The following is a 22,873-nucleotide window of genomic DNA, read 5'->3' as shown; positions in this document are numbered from 1 at the left end:
ACTCTCCTATTTCTATATAGGAAATTATATCGGAAAGAACGTCAATTTAAAAGGGATCTTTGTTTTCTTCTTCATAATGCGTATAATGAACAAACTCTCCTGCCAGATCTTTTTTCAAAAATTCTTTGGGAGTTACGCCAAATTCGGTTTTGAATGCGCGTAAATAATGAGGATAGGAGGCGAAACCACATTTACTATACACGGAACTTGAGCTGCCGTACTCTCTTAATAGTTGTTTTGAATAAAGTAGTTTTTTCTTCATCACGTATTGATGAAAGGTAAAACCAGTATGTTTTTTGAATTCGCGAGTCACGTGATATTTACTGATGAAAAATTCTTTTTCCATTTGTTTGAGGGAGAGCGGTTCACTCAAATTCTTTGCGACAAATTGAATCATTTTTTCTAACCGTTCATTCGGTACAGTGAAATTTTCTTCCGAAATATGTTCTTCGATCTGTACCATACGGTTGAGAAAAATCAAATATTCGACTAGCGCTTGTTCATAACGAATATCTGCACCATAATCTTTTCGATCCAACGTTTGGTCGATAAAAGAAAGTTTTTCTTTTAGTACTTGTGGTTCAATATGTAATATCCGGCTTCGGCGTTCACCGATCGGCCAAAAACAGGCGGATAGATTGGACCACTTGGTGGAACGACTCTCTAAGAATGCAGGGGTGATAAACATGTAGACACGCTCGAATACGTCAGTTGATTGACGAACGATCCGATGCAGATCTCTTGAATGGATCAACAAAACATTTCCTGGTTGTATCGTAAACTGACGACCATCTAAATAAAAAATGGCTTCTCCTTCTAAAGTAGCATGGATCTCATAGAAATCATGATGATGATAAACCGTTTTGTTTTGGCTAACGATATCTTTTACATGATAAATCTCATACTGATCCGAAATCATCGTATTCACTTGTTTTCCATTGATCGGTTTCTTTTCCATCTCTATCCCCCTTTCCCTTATTGCTCACTATTGAACAATGATACATTCTATTATTTTCTTATTCGGTGACTTGTTCCAACATGATTACACCTTGTTTTAGTGCATCATCTTTTGTTTCTTCTAAGACGATATAAAGATAAGGACGATGTTTCTGTGCGATGTTTACGATGGCTTCATAATCGATCATGCCTGTCCCTAGATTTACCGGGATGATTTCTTCTTCGTTAGAAACAATATAATCTTTCATATGCAATCCGCAAATTTTTTCTCCAAACCGTTCAAAGGCTTCTTCGACTAAATTTACTTGTTGATGATAGTTTTTTGCATTGATTAGATTGGTTGGGTCTAAAATGATCCCTAGATAGTCCGAATCGATCATGGCAACTAACTCTGCCACACGATCCAATGAATACAACGGATGATTCAAGCCTGGTTCGATGCCCACCATCATACGATGTTTTTCTCCAGCTCGCACTAATCGGTGAATGGCTTCAACGATCTGTAAGAAGGCTTCATCTGAAAAGTTCTCCTCTGTATAACCCGCTTCACTCACGCTCCCCGTCTCGGTTGCGACCATCGTCGCCCCGAAGCTTGCAGCATATTGGAGATATCGTTCAAATTGATGAAGCACCGTTTCACGAACAGATAGATCAGGATGGATCATGTTGATATAACAGCTTAATATACCGACACTTATGCCTTCTTTTGCGAGGATATTCTTCATATATTGCCCCATTCCAGCATTGATGGCTTGTCCATCTGCTGAAAGTGTAGGAAATGAACGACTTAATGCCAATTGTAGCGTAGAAATGTTTTGTTGACTCGCTTTTTTTGCTAAATCATCCACGGTTTGTACATGGCTCAAGTCATGCCCTCTGGCGGCTAGGTTTAATTTCATCATGGCTTCTCCTTTATCCTAATAGATCCGGTAACCACATCACGATTTGTGGAAAATACGTAATCAACAATAAAACTGCTAATATGACACCGTAAAATGGTAACAGTGGCTTTAACATCGCTTCTGCTTTAACTCCACCAACACTCGCTCCTACATATAGTCCGGTACCTACTGGCGGGGTAATGGAACCGACACAAAGATTCATGATCGAAAATAAGCCATAATGGACTGGATCCACACCAACACTTGTCGCGATAGGCAAGAAAATCGGAGTAAAAATCAAAATCGCTGGCGCGACATCCATAAACATCCCAACAAGTAACAAAATGATATTGATCAATAATAAAATAATGAAGCGATTATCAGTAACTCCAATGATCAGACTGCTGATTGCTTGAGGTATCCCAGTAAATGCCATAGCAAATGACATCATGGAAGACGTCGCTAATAAAAACATGATCGTTCCCGACATCGCCACGGCTTGTACCAACATCTTTGGTATATCTTGTAGTTTCACTGTCTTGTAGAAGAACATGGAGATCAATAAAGAATACAATACCGCAATCGCAGATGCTTCGATAGCTGTGAAGAACCCTGTTAAAATACCACCAATGATGATAACGATCAAAGCTAAACTTGGGATTGCTTCTTTTAACACTTTTCCGACTTGCTTTCCTTGTCCTTTTGGTACTGTCGGATATTTATTTTTCTTCGCCACTACAAATGCAACGAGCATGATTCCTAACGACCACAAAGCTCCCACTAAATAGCCACCCATAAATAGAGCTGAAATCGAAGCGCCTCCGGCAACTAAAGAATACATGATAAAGGCTGTACTTGGTGGGATCACCATCCCTGTAGGTGCCGAAGCAATATTGACTGCTGTCGCAAATTTACGATCGTACCCTTCTTCTACTTGTTGCGGGATCAGCACCCCACCAATCGCTGTCGAAGCAGCAATCGCCGAACTGGAGATTGAGCCGAACAATGCGTTTCCTAAAACATTCGTATGGGCCAAGGACCCAGGTATCCGACCAACAAACAACATAGCAAAATCAACTAATTTCTTGGCAATCCCACCATGGTTCATAATGATTCCTGAAAAAACGAAAAATGGAATGGCAATCAATGAGAAACTATTGATACTCCCGACCATTTTTTGCGCAGAACTAAACGCTGCGACATCAAAGGGGATCACTAATAACAACGTGAGCATCGATGAAAAAGCGATACTGATTGCAATGGGCATTCCAACAATCAATAAAAAGACAAAAACAAAAAATAAAATTGCACCTGCTTCTAAAGCCATCAAATTCCTCCTATCCCTTTTCCTGAACGACAGACTTCCCATTCATTGCTTCAATCAAATTGATCAAACTGTAGATAATGATCAAAACACCTGAGACCGGCACCGATAAATAGACATAGCCCATCGGAATCCCTAATGAAGGGGAAATTTGCCCCATCGTCAATGTCACAGCATTCCAACCACCATAAACCATGATCGTGATTGCAAAAGCCAGAAAAAGACACTGAACGACGATTTCCAATACATTCGCTTTTGTGCCAGTCAGTTTCTCACTTAACAGCGTAACTGCTAAGTGCCCTTTTTGACCCACTACATAAGCGGAAGATAGCATCGCAAACCAGACTAACCCAAAACGCACTAATTCTTCTGTTACAGTATTTGGATTACCCAAAATCGTTCGCGAGAATACTTGCCATAAGACAATGATGATCATACCGATCAACAGACATGCTCCTAGAAATTCTAACAGCCGACTGATTCCTTTTTTCATCGATTACACCCCTTCTTCTTGGATCATTCGGTAAAGCGTTTGAAAATCTGGATGATTTTTGAATTCGTCATGCAACGGTGCGACTGCTTCACGAAATGGCGTATTGTCCACTTCATTGAACTGGACGCCATATTCTTCCGTTGCTACTCTTTTTTCTTCTTCGATTGCTTGAGCGAATGCTTCGATTTCAAAAATCGTTGATTCTTTCGCCGCTTCTTCGATTGCTTGTTGTTGTTCAGTAGTCAAACGTTCTTTGATCGCATCATTCATAATGATGATATCCGGTACTCGTGTATGTTCATCATAGGAATAATACTTGGCTACACCACCATGCCCGGCTGTGTACAAAACAAATTCATTGTTCTCTGATCCGTTGATCAAGTTAGACTGTAGCGAAGTATATACTTCGTCACTGCCCATCGGTACAGGTGATCCGCCTAGTAATTCGACCATTCTAATGGCCGTTTCACTTTGCATCACTCGGATTTTTTTCCCTTTTAGATCATCCGGTGTGTGGATCGGTCCATCGACCATATAAAAACTACGTTGCCCTGAATCATAATAGGTGAGACCAGAAAAACCTAAATCTGTCGTTGATTGATAAATGGGTTGCATGATTTCTTCGTTCTCCATGACATTGAAGAAATGTTGCTCATCATTGAACAAGTAAGGAACTGAAAAAATCGAATAGACTTTAGAAAAACTTTCTAACGCAGAGGCACTGACTTTCGTAAAATCAATCGCACCTGATTGAGTCAATTCGATCAATTCACGTTCTCCCCCCAATTGACCATCAGGAAAATATTTTACTTTGACTGAGCCAGCTGTTTTTTCTTCTACTAACTCTCCGAATTTATTCATTGCATCAATGACCGGCTGACTATTACTGGCATAAGCAAAACGTAAAGTAATCGTTGCTTCTTCCTCTGCATTTGCGACAACACCGACACTTGACTGACTACCACAACCACTCAAACCGAGGATTCCCAGTAAACAAAAAGCAAAAGCAAGTGTTTTTTTCATTTTTTTCTCCTTTCGATTAACAATATGACACAAGTAATTCTGTCAGACATAATACAAGTAACGATTGGCCATAAGGCATCGCTGTCTTGCCGATCGTACGGTAAAACTCTAGATCATCGCCCATCCCTGTACCTACCGAAACATTTTGGACTTCGCCAGTTTCATCTACTTGCTCAAGCAATCCCTGAATGGCACGATAGGCGATCTCTAAATATTTCTTAGGCAAATAGCGCTCATGCACTGCTTTTAAAATACCGTAAGCAAAACCTGCTGTCGCAGATGATTCTAAGTATGAGGTTGGATCATCGATCAAGGTATGCCATAAGCCACTTTCTGATTGATATTTTGCTAAGGTTTGCACTTGTGCTTCTAGCGTTTCGATTAATAATTTACGGAAAGCATCTCCTTCTTTCAGTTCAAGAATCGTGATGATCTCAGGAATCGCAATCGTCAACCAACAATTTCCTCGTCCCCAAAATGCTTCCGCATAATTATGATTACCTTCAAAGGTCCACCCGTGGTACCAAAGACCTGTACGTTTATCCATCAAATATTTGATGTGGATCATAAATTGGTATCTGGCTTCCTCTAGGTATTCTGGACGATCTAGGAGCTTACCGATTTTGGCTAATGGCAAAACCGTCATCATCAACGTGTCATCCCACAATTGATTCTTATTTTCTGGTCCATATGTAGCGTGCTGTAATCCGTCTTCCTCTGTCCGAGGCATATCATTCATGACCCATTCCGCCCATTGTTGCAAGTAAGGCAAGTAGCGTGTATCACCTGTCTCCTCATATAAATACGCCATCGTGAGGATTGGTGCCATCGTGTTGACGTTTTTTGGCGGTGCGCCTTCTTGCATCCGTGCTTCAAACCATTCCTTCACCACTTCCGCCGCACGAGGATTTTTAGTCAACTGATAATTTTTGTAGATACCGTATAGCCCTACACCTTGTGGCCAATTCCAAACAGACCAACTTTTGTCATCCACCTTTAACCCATCAAAATCCAATAAAAATTCACCTGAATCATCGTTGATCGTCGTCAAATTCTCCACTAATCGAGCGATTGTTTCTTCCACAACTTCTTTCTGTACAAATAGTTCCTCTTTAATAATCAATTTTCCCTCTCCTTTTCAAACGCTTTCATTCTATGCTGTTAATATATCAGTAAACGCTTTCTCAATAAATAGCATCATTTGAACAAAAACTATCTAAAATTGACATAACAAGATTATTAATGGATTTCATGCGAAAAAGAGTGCTACCAAAAGAAAAACCATGACGTTTATCGCTCGTCATGGTTTCAAAATCAACAGTTCATAAAAATGTATACACCATAAAAAATGGCAAACAAGCAATTAATGGAAACCAAAAGTAGTTCTTACGAAATCCCAACTCGCTATTCTCCTGATTCGCTCGCATCCGATCCCCTGAAACTGCTGTGCCAGAAAGTGCAATTCCGATCAAAAGTAAGCCAATGCCAATGTTACGTAAGATTTCTCGTTCCAAAAGAAAGGATAGTCCAAGAGAAACGACACATGCAATCAACAAAGTAACAATATATTTCTTCAAGATCTCATCTCCTTTTTTATAGAAAATAGTAGCATAGCATATTCATCAAAATGCCTATTATTCGAGTTATCTAATACTTCTTTTTTTAGAAATCAGAAAAAAAAGCTACGACATTTTTCTCTTCTAACAACATATTGAGCGATTCTACAACAATTATTTTTCGTAAATTCTTCTGATGTATCGCTTGATAATCATTATCTTAAAAAGAAAAAACAACGAACCAAGTGAGAAGATTCTCTCATGCTTGATTCGTTGTTGGGACAACTTTTAGTTATGAATTACGCATTATATGCGTCGATAATGATTTGTTTCAATTCACTGATCAATGGTTCTTTTGGATTGGCTGTTGTACATTGATCTTCATACGCTAATTCAGCCATGCGATCAACTGTTGTGTCTAATGTTTCTTGCGTCACGCCTTGCGCTCTCAAGCTCATGTCGATACCAACAGATTTTCCTAAGTCGCTAACAGCTGTTGCTAATGCTTCTACAAGCTCTGCTGTTGTTTTCCCTTTCAAACCTAAGAACTTCGCGATATCCGCGTAGTCTGTATCCGCACGGAAGTAGTCATATTTAGGGAACATCGCATGTTTTTGTGGATCTTTCGCATTGTAGCGGATAATATGCGGTAATAGGATCGCATTTGTACGTCCATGAGGGATACCGTATTCTCCACCGATTTTATGCGCAACTGAGTGACAAATTCCTAAGAAAGCATTGGCAAAGGCCATACCAGCCATTGTTGACGCATTATGCATTTTTTCGCGTGATTCCATATCTGGTGTTTTCACTGATTTTTCCAAGTAGTCAAAGACTAATTTGATTGCTTGTAAACTTAAACCACGAGTGTAATCAGAAGCCATCACAGATACATAAGATTCGATGGCATGTGTCAAGACGTCCATACCTGTATCAGCTGTAACTGAAGCGGGAACTGACATAACAAATTGTGGGTCAACGATCGCCACGTCTGGTGTTAATGCGTAGTCAGCTAACGGATATTTCACGTGTGTTTCGCTATCTGTGATTACCGCAAATGGTGTCACTTCTGAACCAGTTCCTGATGTTGTTGGGATACATACAAACTGAGTTTTTTCAGGTTTGTCGATCTTGTACGTACGTTTACGGATATCTAAGAATTTTTGTTTTGCACCAAAGAATGAAGTATCTGGGTGCTCATAGAACATCCACATGCCTTTTGCCGCATCCATTGCTGATCCGCCCCCAAGAGCGATCACTGTATCTGGTTTGAAGTCCGCCATCATTTTTGTACCAGCGTAAACTGTGTTTGTTGAAGGGTTTGGTTCAACATCTGAGAAGATCTCGATTTTCACATCATTTTTACGACGTGCTAATACTTCTCTTACAGTGTCACAGTAGCCGAATTGGACCATACCTGGGTCACAAACGATCATGACACGTTCGACGTTTTCCATTTTTTCCAAGTAAAGCAAAGAGTTCTTTTCAAAGAAGATTTTTGGTGGTAATTTGAACCATTGCATGTTATTTCTCCGTTTCGCTACAGTTTTGACGTTGATTAAGTTGACTGCTGATACGTTTCTTGAAACAGAATTCTTTCCGTATGAACCACAACCTAGTGTCAATGATGGAATCATTTCGTTGTAGATATTTCCGATTCCGCCTTCTGCTGATGGTGTGTTGACTAAGATACGGCAGGCTTTCATGCGTAGTCCGAATTGGACATGCAACTCTTCGTTTTCTGAATGGATGACAGCTGTATGTCCTAATCCACCAAGGTTCAACATTCCTTCACATAATTCGAAAGCATGTTCTGTACTATTTGATTTGACCATTGCTAAAACTGGTGAAAGTTTCTCACGTGAAAGTGGATAATCAGGCCCTACACCTTCTAATTCTGCCACTAATAATTTAGTTCCTTCTGGTACATTGATTCCTGCTAATTTTGCGATATCCATTGCTGAATGACCCACGATTGCAGGATTTACAGCGTATTTACCTTCATTCATGACAGCATCTTCTAATTTTGAAAGCTCTGCTGGTTTAACGAAGTAAACTTGGTGTGCTTGGAATTCTGCTTTTACGGCTGCATAGATTTCTTTATCTACGATGACTGCTTGTTCAGAAGCACAAATCATTCCGTTATCGAATGTTTTTGATACGATCAAGTCATTCACTGCACGTTTTACTTTTGCTGTTTTTTCGATATATGCAGGAACGTTACCCGGTCCAACACCTAAAGCTGGTTTACCAGTTGAATAAGCGGATTTTACCATGCCTGCGCCACCAGTTGCTAATACGATCGCAATTCCTGGATGGTTCATCAACATTGAAGTCGCATCGATCGATGGATGCTCGATCCATTGGATACAGTTTTCTGGCGCACCTGCTGCGATGGCTGCATCACGAACGACTCTTGCTGCCTCAGCGGAACATTTTTGAGCACTTGGATGGAAAGCAAAAACGATTGGGTTTCTGGTTTTCAAAGCGATCATTGATTTAAAGATCGTTGTTGAAGTTGGGTTCGTTGTTGGTGTTACTCCACAAACGACGCCGACTGGTTCAGCAATCTCAATCAATCCTTTTTGAGTGTCTTCATTAATTACTCCGACAGTTTTGTCATATTTGATACTGTTCCAAATATATTCTGAAGCATACATATTTTTGATTGCTTTATCTTCATAGATTCCACGGCCAGTTTCTTCTACAGCCATTTTTGCTAGAGGCATGTGCTGATCTAATGCAGCCATTGCCATTTCATGCACAATGTGATCTACTTTTTCTTGATCGAAACTTTCCATTTCTTTCAACGCGACATTTGCTTTTGTCGCCAAGTCGTCGATCATCGCTTGTACATCAACAGTTTTCGTCTCTTCTTTTTCCATTATCTTAGCCATTATGTTCCTCCTACTGAGTCATGGTTATTTGTTAATTATTTCACATACACATCATACAACACTTTTTTTTCGATGTAAATACTTTTTTGTGATTTTTTTCACAGTTATGTTTTTCTTTAGAAAATAGTCCATTCAGTAGGATTGATCATCGAGTAACCCTTCAATAATGGAATAAGTGATTTATTTAGTAAAGTTACAAAAAAAAAGACTGATCGCCATCTTATCTCCATATGAGATAGGAATGACTATCAGTCTTTTTTGATAAAGAATGATCGAACTCCGTATACATTTAGCCAACGCGTGGCAAACAACCGGTGTCTACAATTCTTTTTCTTCTTTTTTCTCTTCAGGTGTTTCTGGAACTTCAACAGTTTCAATTACTTCTGGTTCTGTCGGTTCTTCTACTGGTGCGATTGGTGTGCTCGTCATCGCGCCTGTACCTGGTTTTACCGTTTTGATGGCTGCTCGATCGTATTCTAAAAAGATACCTTCGCAATCTAAAACGACTGTACGATTTGTCTCGTCGATTTCTGAGACTACGCCATGAAGTCCACCGATCGTGACTACTTCATCGCCAGCTTTCATACTATCAAGCAAGTTTTGACGTTCTTGTTGTTGTTTCTTTTGTGTACGTGACATAAAGAACCACATCCCTAATAGGGCAACGAACATCACTAACATTGGTAATGAACCCATTTTTTTCACCTCACTAACTAAATATCTACACTAAACACTTTAGCAGAAAAAGGCGCTAGAAACTAGTTTTTTAACTAAATTTCACAAATCCTACTAGAAACTTTTTGCGTTTTCTTTATTGAACCCATACTCTTCGAAAAAGGCTGCACGAAACTCTAATAAGTTATCATCCATAATCGCTTGTCGAACTTGTTTCATCAAGTTTAATAAGAAGTATAAATTGTGATAAGACGTTAAACGGATTCCAAATGTTTCATCACATTTGATCAAGTGACGAATATACGCTCTCGTATAATTCTTACAAGTGTAGCAATCACATTTTTCATCGATTGGACGGAAGTCCCGGGCATATTGCGCATTTTTTACGACTAATCGTCCTTGCGATGTCATACATGTCCCGTTACGAGCGATTCGGGTCGGTAGAACACAGTCGAACATATCGACTCCACGAATCACACCATCGATCAATGAATCCGCAGCCCCTACTCCCATCAAATAACGTGGTTTATGATCTGGGATCAACGGTGTCGTAAATTCTAAGACACGGTTCATCTCAGTTTTTGGTTCACCGACAGATAAGCCCCCAATGGAATACCCAGGAAAATCCATACTGATCAAGTCTTTCGCACTTTGTTTACGTAAATCTTCAAAACCAGCTCCTTGGATGATACCAAATAATCCTTGACGATCTGGATTCGCATGAGCTTTCAATCCACGTTCTGCCCAACGAGAAGTTCGTTCGACTGATTTTTTCACATAATCATAGCTCTCATCAAATGGAGGACATTCATCAAAACTCATCATGATATCAGAACCTAATTTATTTTGGATGTTGATGGCTTTTTCAGGAGACAAAAACATTTTTGAACCATTCAAGTGGTTTTTGAAATGCACGCCTTCTTCAACGATGTTCCGCATATCGCTTAATGAGAAGACTTGGAATCCACCAGAATCTGTTAAAATCGGCTGGTCCCAATTCATGAATTTATGCAAGCCACCTGCTTCTTCGACCAAATCCTCTCCAGGACGAAGCCATAAATGGTAGGTATTACTCAAAATCACGCCTGCACCCATTTCTTTTAGTTCTTCAGGCGACATAGTTTTAACGGTCGCTAATGTCCCCACAGGCATAAACATCGGCGTTGGAAATGTTCCATGAGGAGTAATCAATTCACCAAGGCGGGCGCCTGTATGTTTTTCTTTTTTTATTAAACGATAACGAATGGCAGGTTCTGTCATTCAATTCCCTACTTTCTTTTATAGAATCACGTTTGCAACTCCCACCATCATAATCTTTTCAACTACTTTTTGCAAGAGCTTCTCTTTTTTTATAGGTTTTTTTAACCTGCTTTTTTTGTGCACCTTTCAATAACGAAAGAGGATTCCTAGAGCAAAATCAGTCTTTCTTTGATATACTAAGACTATCAAAAAAAAGGAGTGGAAAATATGGTATCTTCTGGGGAATTAAAACAACAAGCAAAAGACAGCTTAAAGGGACGTTGGGGGCAAGCAATTCTATTAAATCTGATTCCAACATTGATCACAATTGCTATTATTCTTATTTTAGCTTTACCTACTGCTTTACTGATTGCAACGATGCAAGACAGTAGCGCAATGCAAGAAATGGTGAGTGGTTCAAGTAGCAGTAGTTCAGGCGGAGGGATCGTTTCTACGATCATCAGTGCATTGTTCATGAGTGGGATTTCTTGGACCTATTTAGACATTATCCGTGGGAAACGAACAACGATCGAACCATTCAAAGATGCTTTCCGCGGTTTTTCAGGCGTATTCTTCGGTGGCGTTCTATTGTTAGCACTAGTGACAACGATTTTCACTACGTTATGGGCATTGCTTTTAGTCATTCCTGGGATCATCAAAGGGTATGCCTATTCTCAAAGTTATTTCATTTACTATGATGTCGTAACAGAAACAGGCGAAAAACCAAAAATCCTTGATACGATCACTGCAAGCCGCAAATTGATGGATGGCTACAAAGGAAAATTATTCTGGTTAGACTTATCGTTTATCGGATGGCACATCTTAGCAATTGCTACAGTCGGTATCGGTTATCTATGGTTGAATCCATACATCACTGCAACTAAAGCTGCTTTTTACGAACAATTACCAAAACAAGTTTAATCAGCTTTTTCACCATAATAAAAAGGATTGGAAAATCTCCAATCCTTTTTTGGTGTTTATTTTTTTACATTTCAGATTCTGGTGCTTCTACTGTCTCTTCCTCATCTGGCAATTGGTGGAACTTGATCAATTCATTGACCCCAATCGGTATAATCGACAAGATTCCTACTAAGAACCAATGATTCAAACTAATATGAACTAACCCAAATAATTCTTGCGTGAATGGTAATAAAGCGACTGCTGACGTGATAAGAAGGGAAAGAATCGCCATTTCCACTAACGATTTATTCGTTGCTAAGTTCACTTTGAAAATCGATTGACTACTACGAACATTAAAGACATGGATGATCGAAGAGTAAGCCAATACTAGAAATGCGACGGTTTGGCCAACTTCTTGACTAGCATCGACCCAAGGGCTGATCGTATCAACGAAGCTTCCTAAATAGTAACCAAATAAAGTGACTACCGTAAATATTCCTGCATTGATGGCAATTTTCTTCATTAAACCACGAGCGAAAATCCCTTCATTTTTAGGAATTGGCGCTTCATTCATGATCCCTTCCTCTGCTGGTTCTCTTCCTAAAGCAAAACCAGGCAGTCCATCAGCGACAACGTTTACGAACAATAGTTGAACGGCTGTAAATGGTGCCCCCCAACCAACTAACATCGCAATCAATACGATAAAAATCTCAGAGATATTACAGCTTAATAAGAAATTGATCGCTTTTCGAATATTTTGATAAACGGAACGTCCTTGGCTAACGGCATCTACGATCGTAGCGAAGTTGTCATCGGTCAAAATCATGTCAGCGGCACTTTGCGCTACATCTGTACCGGTGATCCCCATCGCACATCCAACGTCACTCGCTTTCAATGCTGGCGCATCGTTCACACCATCACCTGTCATTGCGACCACGGCACCTGTTCGTTGCCATGATTTGACGATTCGGATTTTATCTTCTGGGGTTACGCGAGCATAAACCGATAAATCTTTTACTCGATCATCTAATTCTTCATCAGATAACGCACGGAGTTCCGCACCTGAAAGAGCTTCGTTACTATTGGTCAAAATTCCCAATTCTTTGGCAATCGCACTGGCAGTGACGACATGGTCCCCAGTGATCATCACTGTTTTGATACCAGCTTTTTTCGCACGCTTGATAGCACCTTTACTTTCAGGACGTGGCGGATCGATCATACCGATCAAGCCAATCAAACGTAGATCTTTTTCTAAAGCTTCTGAAGTGATTTCTTGTGGTTTTTCGTCATACGTTCGATAACCTACTGCAATTACACGTAAGGCACGTTTCCCAAAACGGTCGTTGACCACTTCTGCTTGTTCAACATCTCCAGACGTAAATTTTGGTGCTAAGACATCAAATGCGCCTTTTGTGATAGAGATATACTTATCACCCATTTTATGGACAGTCGTCATCATTTTTCGATCAGAGTCGAATGGGAGTTCGTCAACCCTTGGGTATTTTTCTTCTAATTCTTCTTTTGTATGATAGTTTTCCTCAACTGCACGTACGATTGCTGCTTCCGTTGGATTACCTTTGACGATCAATTCATCGTCCTCTTTTTCAACCGTCACATCGGTACATAATGCAGCCATTTTTAAGATTTCCATGGCGCTATTTGTCATTGAATCTTCGACGTCTGTCACTTCATCTTCTTTACTCCACACGCGACGGACGCGCATCCGGTTTTGTGTCAGTGTACCGGTTTTATCCGAACAGATGACATTCGCAGTACCGAGCGTTTCAACAGCTGGCAGCTGACGAATGATCGCATGTTTTTTCGCCATTTTCTGTACACCATAAGCAAGTGTCAACGTAACGATAACAGTTAATGTTTCTGGTACTGCGGCAACAGCTAAGGAAATCGAAGTCATGAACATTTCAAGTAACGGTTCACCTTGAAGTTCACCAATCAAAAAGACTAAGGCAGCAGCAGCTAATGCAATCACACTGATTCGCTTCCCTAATTGATTCAAACGGACTTGTAGTGGTGTTTTCTGCATTGTATGGTCATTTAATAATCCGGCGATTTTTCCCATTTCGGTCTGCATACCAATCGCTGTGACGATCGCTTTCCCACGACCAGCAGCAACGGTACAACCTTTAAAGACCATGTTCAATTGGTCACCGAGAGAGTCATCTTCTTGACTTATGTAACCTGCGTCTTTTTCGACAGCCTCACTTTCACCGGTTAGAGCTGATTCTTCTACACGTAATTGTGATGTTTCAACTAAGCGAGCATCCGCAGCAATTGCTGATCCTGCTTCTAATACCAGCACATCCCCGACAACTAGATTCTCAGCATCTACTTTTTCTACTTTACCATCTCTGAGGACCGTAGCGGTTTGTTTATTCATATCTTGTAGGGATTCTAATGCTTTTTCTGCATTTCCTTCTTGAACAATCGCTAGAACTGAATTGATGATAACAATCGCAATGATCAAGAGTCCTTCGAACAGGTCTCCATGTTCAGTTGCAAATGCGGTGTAAAATGAAATGACTGCGGCAACTAACAAAACAATCGTGGTGAAATCTGAAAGACTTCGTATAAATTTTTTGAAGAGTGATTCTTTGGGGGCTTCTTCGAATTGATTTTTGCCTTGTTTTTGACTTCTTTCTTTTGCTTCAGTCATCGACAAGCCTTGATCTATATCTACTTTTGTTTCTTCTGCTATTTCTTCTATTGTTTTTTTGTAACTATCCATCCTATACCTCCTTTAAAAATCATACGTTATGTATAACGTACTATTTTAGTATAACATCTTTTTTTTAATTAATTCAACTATATCGCATATATATATGAAGAGAAATATTTTAAAATAATCGATACATATTCATTGCAAACGCTACCAAAACGTGGTATGATTTAACCATAAGGAAGGAGGAAAAGACAAATAGATAGAAGAATTTCTCGATAGAGTAGTATAAGCAAACAAAGTTGTTAGAAGTACAAGTTTCACCTTAACGAGCATGTGAAGTAACCATTATAAATAGTGAATGCGTATGACTGTTTGAAACGAAAATCGTTCAAAAAAAGAAGTAGTGGGATACGTAACAATTAAATAACATGAACATCTGAAAATTGAATAGGAACAAGAGATGATTCAACTGTTGAAGATGTAAAGAAAACAAGATTTTTTGTTTATCAAGAAGAAATTCAACACCGTACTTTGCATGTTCTATGGAAAGTTACACTAATTCTATTTATTTGTTTCCTTCCGAAGCACAAAAGCCCCGACTAATCGAGAGTCGGGGTCTTTTTTATCTTAAAAAGTTACTTCACAAACATCGCATCGCCAAAACTGAAGAAACGGTAACGTTCATCAATGGCATGTTGATAAGCTGATAATGTCAATTCTCTACCAGCAAACGCACTGACTAACATCACTAAAGTGGATTTTGGCAAGTGGAAATTCGTAGAAAAAGCTTCAACTACTTTGAACTCATACCCTGGCGTAATAAAGATATCGGTCCAACCACTATCTGCTTTGATCTCACCATCAAATTTCGTGCCAATCGTTTCTAACGTGCGGATCGATGTCGTTCCTACTGCCACGATTTTCCCGCCATTTTGGCGAACTTGATTCAAGCGAGTAGCAGCTTCTTCGGTCAAACGATAAAATTCACTGTGCATTTCATGCTCTTCGATTTTATCGACACTCACTGGACGGAAGGTGCCTAGACCGACATGAAGTGTCAAATAGACAAGCTCTACGCCTTTTGCTTTGATTTCATCTAATAATTCTGTCGTGAAATGCAAGCCAGCAGTTGGCGCAGCTGCTGAGCCATTCTCTTCTGCATAGACAGTTTGATAGCGATCTGGATCTTCTAGCCGTTCTTTGATATAAGGAGGCAACGGCATTTCACCAAGTGCTTCTAGATTCTCTAAGAAAATCCCCTCATAGGCAAATTCAATGATTCGTCCACCATGATCTAGCTCTTCTTTCACAACTGCTTTTAGACGGCCGTCACCAAAAACGATCTCCGTTCCTACTTTGGCACGTTTGGCTGGTTTGATCAGTGTTTCCCACGTGTCACCTTCCGTATTGGTCAAAAGCAATACTTCTAAATGGGCACCCGTCTCTACTTTTTCACCGTATAAGCGCGCAGGCAATACGCGTGTATTATTCATCACTAACGCATCACCAGGATTTAATTCCTCAATGATTTCATGAAAATGTTTATCCATCATCTCACCTGTCTTGCGGTCAACCACAAGTAATCGGGAATGATCCCGGTCTTTTAATGGTGTTTGGGCAATCAGTTCTTCGGGTAACTCAAAATCGAAATCTTCTGTTGTTAACATATCGTCACTCACTTTCTCTGTTTGGCCCTTTTATTTTACCATTTTATGCCGACAATGCCAAAAAGCAAAAATCTTATCATTCCATTCATTTTTGATTAGTTACGTTATCTTTTCAGCTATATTTTATTTATAAATTCAAAAAACGCCTACTAGTCTAGTTATTTGTATAGTAAATAAATCATCAAATTTGTATTCCTTAGTTATTTTAGGCATACTATTATAAGAACATTCTTTATGGAAAAGAAAAGAAGAGGTGCAAATATGATCGAATTTCAGAATGTATCAAAAATTTATAAAGGTGGAAAAGTCGCGGTCGAGAACGTCAACATTTCTTTTGAAAAGGGCGAATTTATTTGTTTTATCGGTACAAGTGGTAGCGGAAAAACCACTACGATGCGGATGCTTAACCGCATGACGGACCCGACAGAAGGTCAGATTTTGATTGATGGAAAGTCGATCCAAGAAATCAACCCCGTTGAACTCCGACGACAAATCGGCTATGTGATCCAAAGTATCGGTTTGATGCCTCACATGACGATCCGAGAAAATATCACTCTTGTGCAAAAATTATTGAAGGTCAGCCAAGAAGAACGGAACAAAACAGCAGAGAAAATGATCGACTTGGTGGAGCTTCCTCGTGAAATGCTTGATCGTTACCCACATGAGTTATCTGGTGGTCAACAGCAACGTATCGGTGTCGTTCGTGCATTAGCGGCGAACCAAGACATCATTTTGATGGATGAACCTTTTGGTGCACTAGACCCTATCACAAGAGATTCCTTACAAGATTTAGTCAAGGATCTGCAAGAACGTTTAGGAAAAACGATTGTCTTCGTGACACATGATATGGATGAAGCAATCAAATTATCCAGTCGCATCGCAATCATGAGCGAAGGCAGAGTCATTCAATTTGATACCCCACAAAACATTTTACGCCACCCTGCCAATGAATTTGTCGAAGAATTGATCGGTGAAGATCGCTTGCTTCAAGCCAAACCAGATACAACAAAAGTAGGCGAAGTCATGCTGAACCAAGCCATCACGATCACACCAGAAAAATCATTGCAAGAAGCCATCAAATTGATGCGTGAAAAACGTGTCGATACGCTTTTAGTGACTGATAATTCAAATACCTTAAAAGGATTTATCGATGTTGAAACAATCGATAAAAAACGTGGCAAAGTCTCAAGTGTTGGCGATATCTTGAACAAGGATGTTTTTTATGTAAAACAATCCGCTTACTTACGTGATACCCTACAACGAATCTTAAAACGTGGCTTAAAATATGTGCCAGTAGTTGATGAACAAAATAAAGTCGTTGGTATTTTAACTCGAGCATCTCTTGTCGACATCGTCTATGACGTGATCTGGGGCGAAGAATCATCGCTTACTGATGCAATTGGTACGCCATCTGAAACAAAGGAGGTTTAACCAATGGCCGAATTTTTTCAACAACATGGCGCTGAGATCCTCTCAAAAAGTCTCGAACATCTCTATATTTCAGCAATTGCATTGGTCATCGGGATTGCCGTTGCTGTTCCTTTAGGTGTTCTTTTGACGCGTTTTCCTAAAGTCGCAACGATTGTTATTGGTCTGACCAGTGCGTTACAAACGGTCCCTTCTCTTGCCCTATTAGCACTTATGATTCCTTTATTCGGTGTCGGTAAATTGCCTGCAATCATTGCCCTATTTATCTATTCCCTTTTACCTATTTTAAGAAATACCTATATTGGGATGAAAAATGTGGATTGGAATTACCGCGATGTCGCAAAAGGCATGGGGATGACAAATATCCAATCGATTTTTTCTGTCGAATTGCCGATCGCTATGCCGACGATCATGGCAGGTATTCGGTTAGCAGCAGTCTATGTGATTGCATGGGCAACCCTTGCCTCTTACATCGGCGCAGGCGGACTAGGCGATTTGATCTTTAGCGGTTTGAATAATTATCAGCCCGATTTGATTTTCGCTGGAACGATCCCTGTAACGATCTTAGCATTGCTTGCAGATTTCTTATTAGGACTATTGGAGAATCGGTTAACTCCGATCGCATTGAGGGAGGAGAATGACGAATGAAACGAATCAGAAATAGTGTCGTTCTCGTATTGACCGTCTTATTACTTGCAAGTTGCTCCTTCCCAGGATTGGCAAGTAATACGGATGAAGATACGATTTCTATCACTGGTGGGATCACTTCTGAAGCTCAGATCATTGCCAGTATCGTTGCTGGGATGGTTGAACACTATACGGAAAAAAATACGACGATCATCAATAACTTAGCAACGACGACGATCAATCATCAAGCGATGATGAACGGCGACGCGTCTATTTCTGCCGCTCGCTATACAGGGACAGATTTGACTACTACCCTTAATTTACCGCCTGAGAAAGATCCTGAAAAAGCATTTGATATCGTAAAACGTGAATTTGAAAAAAGGTATGATCAAACTTGGTTTCCTTCTTATGGATTCGAGAACACCTACGTTTTTCTTGTTCGCAAAGATACTGCGGAAAAATACAATTTAAAGAAAGTCAGTGACTTGAAAAATGTCGCCGATGAACTTGTCGCTGGAGTGGATACTTCCTGGATCAATCGTAAAGGAGATGGCTATGACGGCTTCAAAGAAACATATGGCTTTTCATTTGATTCCATCTTGCCTATGCAGATCGGTCTAGTCTATGACGCTGTAGAAGCTGGGAGAATGGATATCGTTTTAGGTTATTCGACAGACGGACGTATTGCTAGTTATGATCTAGTCATGCTAGAAGATGACTTGAGTTTTTTCCCACCTTATGACGCTGCACCGGTTGTAGATAATCAACTATTAAAAGATACGCCGGGTTTAGCAGAAGCATTAACAAAATTAAGTAATACGATCAGCACTGAAAAAATGCAACAATTGAACTATGAAGCAGACAATAATTTGGTTGAGCCTTCTGTCGTCGCAGAGCGCTTTTTAAAAGAAAACCAATACTTTGGAGGGGAGTGACGATAATGGAAAACATGAATTGGCTTGAACAATTTATTTATTATTTTCAAGAGAATGGTACGTATGTCTTTTCACAGTTCCTACGTCACTTTCTCATTTCGATCTATGGTGTACTTTTTGCAGCAATCGTCGGTATCCCCGTTGGTATTCTTATTTCACGAAAACGTAAGTTAGCCAATTGGGTGATCCGTTTTGCAAATATCATCCAAACGATTCCTTCTTTAGCAATGATTTCGATTTTGATGATTGGTTTAGGTTTAGGGGTCAATGTCGTGATCGTCACGGTGTTCTTGTATTCGCTATTGCCGATCATCAAGAACACGTACACTGGGATGATCCAAGTCGACAAAAATATCCTTGATGTCGGTAAAGGGATGGGGATGACAGCCAGCCAACGTCTCTTTATGGTGGAACTACCGCTGTCTGTGTCAGTCATTATGGCAGGCATTAGAAATGCTTTGGTCGTTGCCATCGGGATCACCGCCATCGGTGCCTTCGTCGGAGCTGGCGGATTAGGAGACATCATCATTCGTGGGACCAATGCCACAGATGGTACGTCAATCATCTTAGCTGGAGCCTTGCCAACAGCCTTCATGGCAATCATCACCGACTGGGTCTTAGGGATCATCGAACGCCGTTTAGACCCTGCGGCAAAGCATTCAAGATGACGAACATAGAGAATCCATATTGAACCCAATGGATTTCTATTTTTAAATAGTTGAAAACACCACCAGTTCAAGAAATAAATTCTTGATTTGGTGGTGTTTTTTTATTTAAAATTCAGATAGATAGTCATTGACTGAATCTTCTGGTATGTACAGTTCTACATAAACTATAAATAAATGAGTTGCTACTTACTCTGACAATAATGACGAAAAATCAAACACCATATCAATGATTTGCGCCACTTCACCTAATTCAGCCAGAGTGGCTTTCTCTACGAAGCGTATATTTCTCTGCTTTTCCATAAAATCAAATGTTTTGATTTGAAAAGGATTGATATATCCTTGTAGTTTATGCCTCTTATCTAATGCAATATGGTTTTTATATTTCGTATCAGTAATTGGACAAACCGCACACATTCCTGTTACTGCATTATAATGGTTCGCACTGACAACAATTGCAGGTCTTCTTTTTTTAATCTCTCTACCTATACTGGGATTGCAATTAATAATCACAAAATCGCCTTGTTTAGGCCGTATAGCCATTAATAGTATATGCCATTAAATAATTTCCTTTCCTACCAGTGAATCCTCAGGAAAACCAGCACTTGCATCAATTGTTTCATCATTTTCAAATGCTTCATCAAAAATATTTTTTTTCTTTTTTATAAACGTGATTGTATCGTCTTCTCCCTTAACAGCAATATACTCAACATTTTCTTCTATGCCAAATTTAGTAGGTACAGTTAAAACAATCGCATTACCTTGTTTCCTAGTCTTCATAATCTTCGCCCTCCATTCTATCTATTATCATCATAATATAAATACAACGTGAATACATTTTTCGTAAAATTGAATACCCAACCCAATTTCACATAACTATGAAAAAGGGAGTGGAACATCAATTCTCTACCCCCGCCTAAAATCGAATAAACGGCGGGAACAGAAGTAACCTCTTCGGAAATAAGGCGCCATCCACAAAAATTTGAAGAACAATTTTCGTGGATGGCGCCTTATTTCTCGAGGCTGAACACTTCTGTCCCGACCTCTAAAATTGATACTCACTATCATGTAATTATTTTTTCAAATGATAACTATACGTACTTACGACGATATTTTCACGCCAAGAAAGACGTAAACGCAATCTCAGACTCGTCTGATTATGCAAGATATTCTGCCATCTGCGATTTGGTACAAACTGTGGAATCAATACGGTCGTCGTATAATTTTGTTTTGCAGCATTCTTGCTGACTATATCCACATAACGCAAAATCGGATTTTGGATCGACCGATAAGAAGAATGGACGATTGAAAGACGCACATCTGGAAAATGCTTTTTAAATTCTGCTTGGATCTCTTTTTCCTTTTCGATATCCTCATCTAATGAAACGTGCATAGCAACAACATAATCACCGATCGAACGCGCATAATTCAACGCTCCGGTATTTACCCGCGTAACGTTCCCTACAAGTACCAAAACCGTATTTCCTTCATACTCGTGTAAGTTTACTTCGTCTTCTAATCGAAGTTGTTCTGCTACTTTTTTATAATGATCATGGATTTTATAGAAGACGAACATGACGATTGGCATGATGATGAAGAACGGCCAAATATCACCTAAGCGGTAAACAAATAAAATTGCGATGATGGCATAAGAGATAAATGCACCCGTAATATTCGCAATTGATTTCGTCCACCACTTTTTGCCTTCTTTTTTCCATTTGATGACCATTCCTGTTTGCGATAATGCAAAGGGGATAAATACACCAATGGAATACAGTGGAATCAATCGTTCAGTAGAGCCATTGAAAATAAACAATAGCACAATCGACCCTAATGCAAGCGTGATGATCCCATTTGAGTACCCTAAACGATCACCACGATCTTGGTACATATGAGGCATGAATTTATCTTTTGCTAAGTTATACGCTAATACTGGAAAGGCAGAAAACCCTGTATTTGCTGCCACTGCCAAAATCAAGGCTGTCGCAAATTGCAAGATATAATACAAGATCCCATGTCCAAAAACAGCTTGTCCGATTTGGGAAAGAACAGTTACTTCTTTTTCAGGAACAATTCCATACCAATAGTTGATAAACGTGATCCCTACAAAAAAGAACCCTAAGATCAATGCCATCATCGTCAAGGTCATCGCTGCGTTTTTTGCCCGTGGCTTTTTGAAGAACGGTACCGCATTACTGATTGCCTCTACACCAGTCAATGAAGAAGAACCAGAAGAAAAAGCCCGTAAGATCAATGCGACGGAAACCCCAGGGACAACTGCACCAGGCAGTGCTGTTGCTTGTAATGGTACTGCCCCAGTCACGATATTAAACAAACCAACGACAATCAATAAGGAGATGACGAGAATAAATGTATAGACTGGGAATAGTAAAAACGAAGCTGACTCTCTCAGTCCACGTAAGTTCAACATCATCAACAAGAGGACGATAGTCACTGAAATCGCTACTTGATGCCCATATAGAGCTGGTATAGCAGAAGTAATCGCCTCTGCACCGGCTGAGACGGAAACCGCAACAGTCAGCATATAATCGATCAATAAAGACCCGCCCGAAATCAGTCCAGCATTTTTACCGAGGTTCTCACTACTAACAACGTAAGCCCCACCCCCGTGTGGATAAGCGTGAATGATCTGCCGATAAGAAAGAGTTAATGAAATCAATAAAATAATAACAAATGCAGCAATTGGCAATGAATACCAGATCGCAGCAGCAGACAACGCCACTAATACCACAACGATTTGTTCTGTTCCGTACGCAATCGATGACAACGCATCGGAAGATAGTAGTGCTAACGCAGCAAACCTTGTTAATTTATGCTCGTCGTTTTCCGCCGACTTCAACGGCTTCCCTACTAACAACCTTTTTAAGTAATCCAATTTCTATGCTCCTTTACACACCTTTTCCCC

The 22,873-nt window shown here is 39.9% G+C and carries 20 protein-coding genes; 5 read left to right on the top strand and 15 right to left on the bottom strand.

Annotation, left to right across the window (positions count from 1 at the left end):
* Window positions 1-46 precede the first annotated feature (46 nt).
* From EM4838_RS15395 to tgt, 10 genes are all read right to left on the bottom strand, one after another.
* The gene (locus EM4838_RS15395) at window positions 47-958 is read right to left on the bottom strand and encodes an AraC family transcriptional regulator (protein WP_071866137.1); all 912 of its coding nucleotides are present in this window, start codon (window positions 956-958) and stop codon (window positions 47-49) included.
* A gap of 58 nt (window positions 959-1,016) precedes the next feature.
* On the bottom strand, window positions 1,017-1,856 hold the full coding sequence (locus EM4838_RS15390; protein ID WP_071866136.1) for a sugar phosphate isomerase/epimerase family protein: 840 nt from the start codon (window positions 1,854-1,856) through the stop codon (window positions 1,017-1,019).
* A gap of 13 nt (window positions 1,857-1,869) precedes the next feature.
* Entirely contained in the window at window positions 1,870-3,165 is a 1,296-nt protein-coding gene (locus EM4838_RS15385) for a TRAP transporter large permease (RefSeq protein WP_071866135.1), read from the bottom strand.
* A gap of 10 nt (window positions 3,166-3,175) precedes the next feature.
* Entirely contained in the window at window positions 3,176-3,655 is a 480-nt protein-coding gene (locus EM4838_RS15380; protein ID WP_071866134.1) for a TRAP transporter small permease, read from the bottom strand.
* 3 nt (window positions 3,656-3,658) lie between these two features.
* A complete protein-coding gene (locus EM4838_RS15375) occupies window positions 3,659-4,678 on the bottom strand; it encodes a TRAP transporter substrate-binding protein (protein WP_071866133.1) in 1,020 nt (339 codons plus the stop codon).
* A gap of 16 nt (window positions 4,679-4,694) precedes the next feature.
* Window positions 4,695-5,801, bottom strand: a complete 1,107-nt coding sequence (gene bglB, locus EM4838_RS15370; protein ID WP_071866132.1) for a beta-galactosidase BglB — start codon at window positions 5,799-5,801, stop codon at window positions 4,695-4,697.
* Between the two features lie 199 nt (window positions 5,802-6,000).
* Window positions 6,001-6,255: a hypothetical protein gene (locus EM4838_RS15365; RefSeq protein WP_071866131.1), complete on the bottom strand. Its 255-nt coding sequence runs from the start codon at window positions 6,253-6,255 to the stop codon at window positions 6,001-6,003.
* Window positions 6,256-6,533: 278 nt separating this feature from the next.
* Window positions 6,534-9,131: a bifunctional acetaldehyde-CoA/alcohol dehydrogenase gene (adhE, locus tag EM4838_RS15360; protein WP_019722420.1), complete on the bottom strand. Its 2,598-nt coding sequence runs from the start codon at window positions 9,129-9,131 to the stop codon at window positions 6,534-6,536.
* Window positions 9,132-9,449: 318 nt separating this feature from the next.
* On the bottom strand, window positions 9,450-9,827 hold the full coding sequence (yajC, locus tag EM4838_RS15355; RefSeq protein WP_010736590.1) for a preprotein translocase subunit YajC: 378 nt from the start codon (window positions 9,825-9,827) through the stop codon (window positions 9,450-9,452).
* Between the two features lie 93 nt (window positions 9,828-9,920).
* Complete coding sequence (gene tgt, locus EM4838_RS15350) at window positions 9,921-11,066, bottom strand: tRNA guanosine(34) transglycosylase Tgt (protein ID WP_071866130.1); 1,146 nt, start codon at window positions 11,064-11,066, stop codon at window positions 9,921-9,923.
* 207 nt (window positions 11,067-11,273) lie between these two features.
* Between tgt and EM4838_RS15345 the strand changes: the two genes are divergently transcribed.
* A complete protein-coding gene (locus EM4838_RS15345) occupies window positions 11,274-11,966 on the top strand; it encodes a DUF975 family protein (RefSeq protein ID WP_071866129.1) in 693 nt (230 codons plus the stop codon).
* Between the two features lie 64 nt (window positions 11,967-12,030).
* Here EM4838_RS15345 and EM4838_RS15340 read toward each other — a convergent pair whose 3' ends face one another.
* Both EM4838_RS15340 and queA read right to left on the bottom strand, forming a co-directional pair.
* Window positions 12,031-14,691: a calcium-translocating P-type ATPase, PMCA-type gene (locus EM4838_RS15340; RefSeq protein WP_071866128.1), complete on the bottom strand. Its 2,661-nt coding sequence runs from the start codon at window positions 14,689-14,691 to the stop codon at window positions 12,031-12,033.
* A gap of 569 nt (window positions 14,692-15,260) precedes the next feature.
* Entirely contained in the window at window positions 15,261-16,292 is a 1,032-nt protein-coding gene (gene queA / locus EM4838_RS15335; RefSeq protein WP_071866127.1) for a tRNA preQ1(34) S-adenosylmethionine ribosyltransferase-isomerase QueA, read from the bottom strand.
* Window positions 16,293-16,553: 261 nt separating this feature from the next.
* Between queA and EM4838_RS15330 the strand changes: the two genes are divergently transcribed.
* The 4 genes from EM4838_RS15330 to EM4838_RS15315 are packed head-to-tail and all read left to right on the top strand — an operon-like array spanning window position 16,554 to window position 19,950.
* Complete coding sequence (locus EM4838_RS15330) at window positions 16,554-17,723, top strand: betaine/proline/choline family ABC transporter ATP-binding protein (protein WP_071866126.1); 1,170 nt, start codon at window positions 16,554-16,556, stop codon at window positions 17,721-17,723.
* Window positions 17,724-17,726: 3 nt separating this feature from the next.
* On the top strand, window positions 17,727-18,368 hold the full coding sequence (locus EM4838_RS15325; protein ID WP_010736596.1) for an ABC transporter permease: 642 nt from the start codon (window positions 17,727-17,729) through the stop codon (window positions 18,366-18,368).
* Window positions 18,365-19,282: an osmoprotectant ABC transporter substrate-binding protein gene (locus tag EM4838_RS15320; protein ID WP_023518952.1), complete on the top strand. Its 918-nt coding sequence runs from the start codon at window positions 18,365-18,367 to the stop codon at window positions 19,280-19,282. Before EM4838_RS15325 ends, EM4838_RS15320 begins: the two co-directional genes overlap by 4 nt.
* Window positions 19,283-19,287: 5 nt before the next feature.
* Entirely contained in the window at window positions 19,288-19,950 is a 663-nt protein-coding gene (locus EM4838_RS15315; RefSeq protein WP_019722425.1) for an ABC transporter permease, read from the top strand.
* Between the two features lie 186 nt (window positions 19,951-20,136).
* On the opposite strand, the gene EM4838_RS15310 is transcribed toward EM4838_RS15315, so the two are convergent.
* From EM4838_RS15310 to EM4838_RS15300, 3 genes are all read right to left on the bottom strand, one after another.
* Complete coding sequence (locus tag EM4838_RS15310) at window positions 20,137-20,490, bottom strand: type II toxin-antitoxin system PemK/MazF family toxin (RefSeq protein ID WP_071866125.1); 354 nt, start codon at window positions 20,488-20,490, stop codon at window positions 20,137-20,139.
* A 15-nt stretch (window positions 20,491-20,505) separates the two neighbouring features.
* The gene (gene mazE / locus EM4838_RS15305) at window positions 20,506-20,727 is read right to left on the bottom strand and encodes a type II toxin-antitoxin system PemI/MazE family antitoxin (protein ID WP_065096903.1); all 222 of its coding nucleotides are present in this window, start codon (window positions 20,725-20,727) and stop codon (window positions 20,506-20,508) included.
* Window positions 20,728-21,019: 292 nt separating this feature from the next.
* Window positions 21,020-22,843 carry an APC family permease gene (locus EM4838_RS15300; RefSeq protein WP_010736602.1) on the bottom strand — a complete coding sequence of 608 codons (1,824 nt, stop codon included), beginning with the start codon at window positions 22,841-22,843 and terminating at the stop codon, window positions 21,020-21,022.
* Between the last annotated feature and the right edge of the window lie 30 nt (window positions 22,844-22,873).

Source organism: Enterococcus mundtii (assembly GCF_002813755.1).
GTDB classification, from domain to species: Bacteria; Bacillota; Bacilli; order Lactobacillales; family Enterococcaceae; genus Enterococcus_B; species Enterococcus_B mundtii.
Note: the sequence above shows the minus strand (reverse complement) of the source record. Positions and strands in the feature narration are given on the sequence as shown.

Coding starts and splice junctions, on each gene's coding strand:
- EM4838_RS15340 (WP_071866128.1), bottom strand. CDS start 14,691: ATGGATAGTTACAAAAAAACAATAGAAGAAATAGCAGAAGAAACAAAA.
- EM4838_RS15395 (WP_071866137.1), bottom strand. CDS start 958: ATGGAAAAGAAACCGATCAATGGAAAACAAGTGAATACGATGATTTCG.
- mazE (WP_065096903.1), bottom strand. CDS start 20,727: ATGAAGACTAGGAAACAAGGTAATGCGATTGTTTTAACTGTACCTACT.
- EM4838_RS15375 (WP_071866133.1), bottom strand. CDS start 4,678: ATGAAAAAAACACTTGCTTTTGCTTTTTGTTTACTGGGAATCCTCGGT.
- EM4838_RS15345 (WP_071866129.1), top strand. CDS start 11,274: ATGGTATCTTCTGGGGAATTAAAACAACAAGCAAAAGACAGCTTAAAG.
- EM4838_RS15385 (WP_071866135.1), bottom strand. CDS start 3,165: ATGGCTTTAGAAGCAGGTGCAATTTTATTTTTTGTTTTTGTCTTTTTA.
- queA (WP_071866127.1), bottom strand. CDS start 16,292: ATGTTAACAACAGAAGATTTCGATTTTGAGTTACCCGAAGAACTGATT.
- EM4838_RS15320 (WP_023518952.1), top strand. CDS start 18,365: ATGAAACGAATCAGAAATAGTGTCGTTCTCGTATTGACCGTCTTATTA.
- EM4838_RS15380 (WP_071866134.1), bottom strand. CDS start 3,655: ATGAAAAAAGGAATCAGTCGGCTGTTAGAATTTCTAGGAGCATGTCTG.
- tgt (WP_071866130.1), bottom strand. CDS start 11,066: ATGACAGAACCTGCCATTCGTTATCGTTTAATAAAAAAAGAAAAACAT.
- EM4838_RS15315 (WP_019722425.1), top strand. CDS start 19,288: ATGGAAAACATGAATTGGCTTGAACAATTTATTTATTATTTTCAAGAG.
- EM4838_RS15330 (WP_071866126.1), top strand. CDS start 16,554: ATGATCGAATTTCAGAATGTATCAAAAATTTATAAAGGTGGAAAAGTC.
- yajC (WP_010736590.1), bottom strand. CDS start 9,827: ATGGGTTCATTACCAATGTTAGTGATGTTCGTTGCCCTATTAGGGATG.
- EM4838_RS15325 (WP_010736596.1), top strand. CDS start 17,727: ATGGCCGAATTTTTTCAACAACATGGCGCTGAGATCCTCTCAAAAAGT.
- EM4838_RS15390 (WP_071866136.1), bottom strand. CDS start 1,856: ATGAAATTAAACCTAGCCGCCAGAGGGCATGACTTGAGCCATGTACAA.
- EM4838_RS15310 (WP_071866125.1), bottom strand. CDS start 20,490: ATGGCTATACGGCCTAAACAAGGCGATTTTGTGATTATTAATTGCAAT.
- adhE (WP_019722420.1), bottom strand. CDS start 9,131: ATGGCTAAGATAATGGAAAAAGAAGAGACGAAAACTGTTGATGTACAA.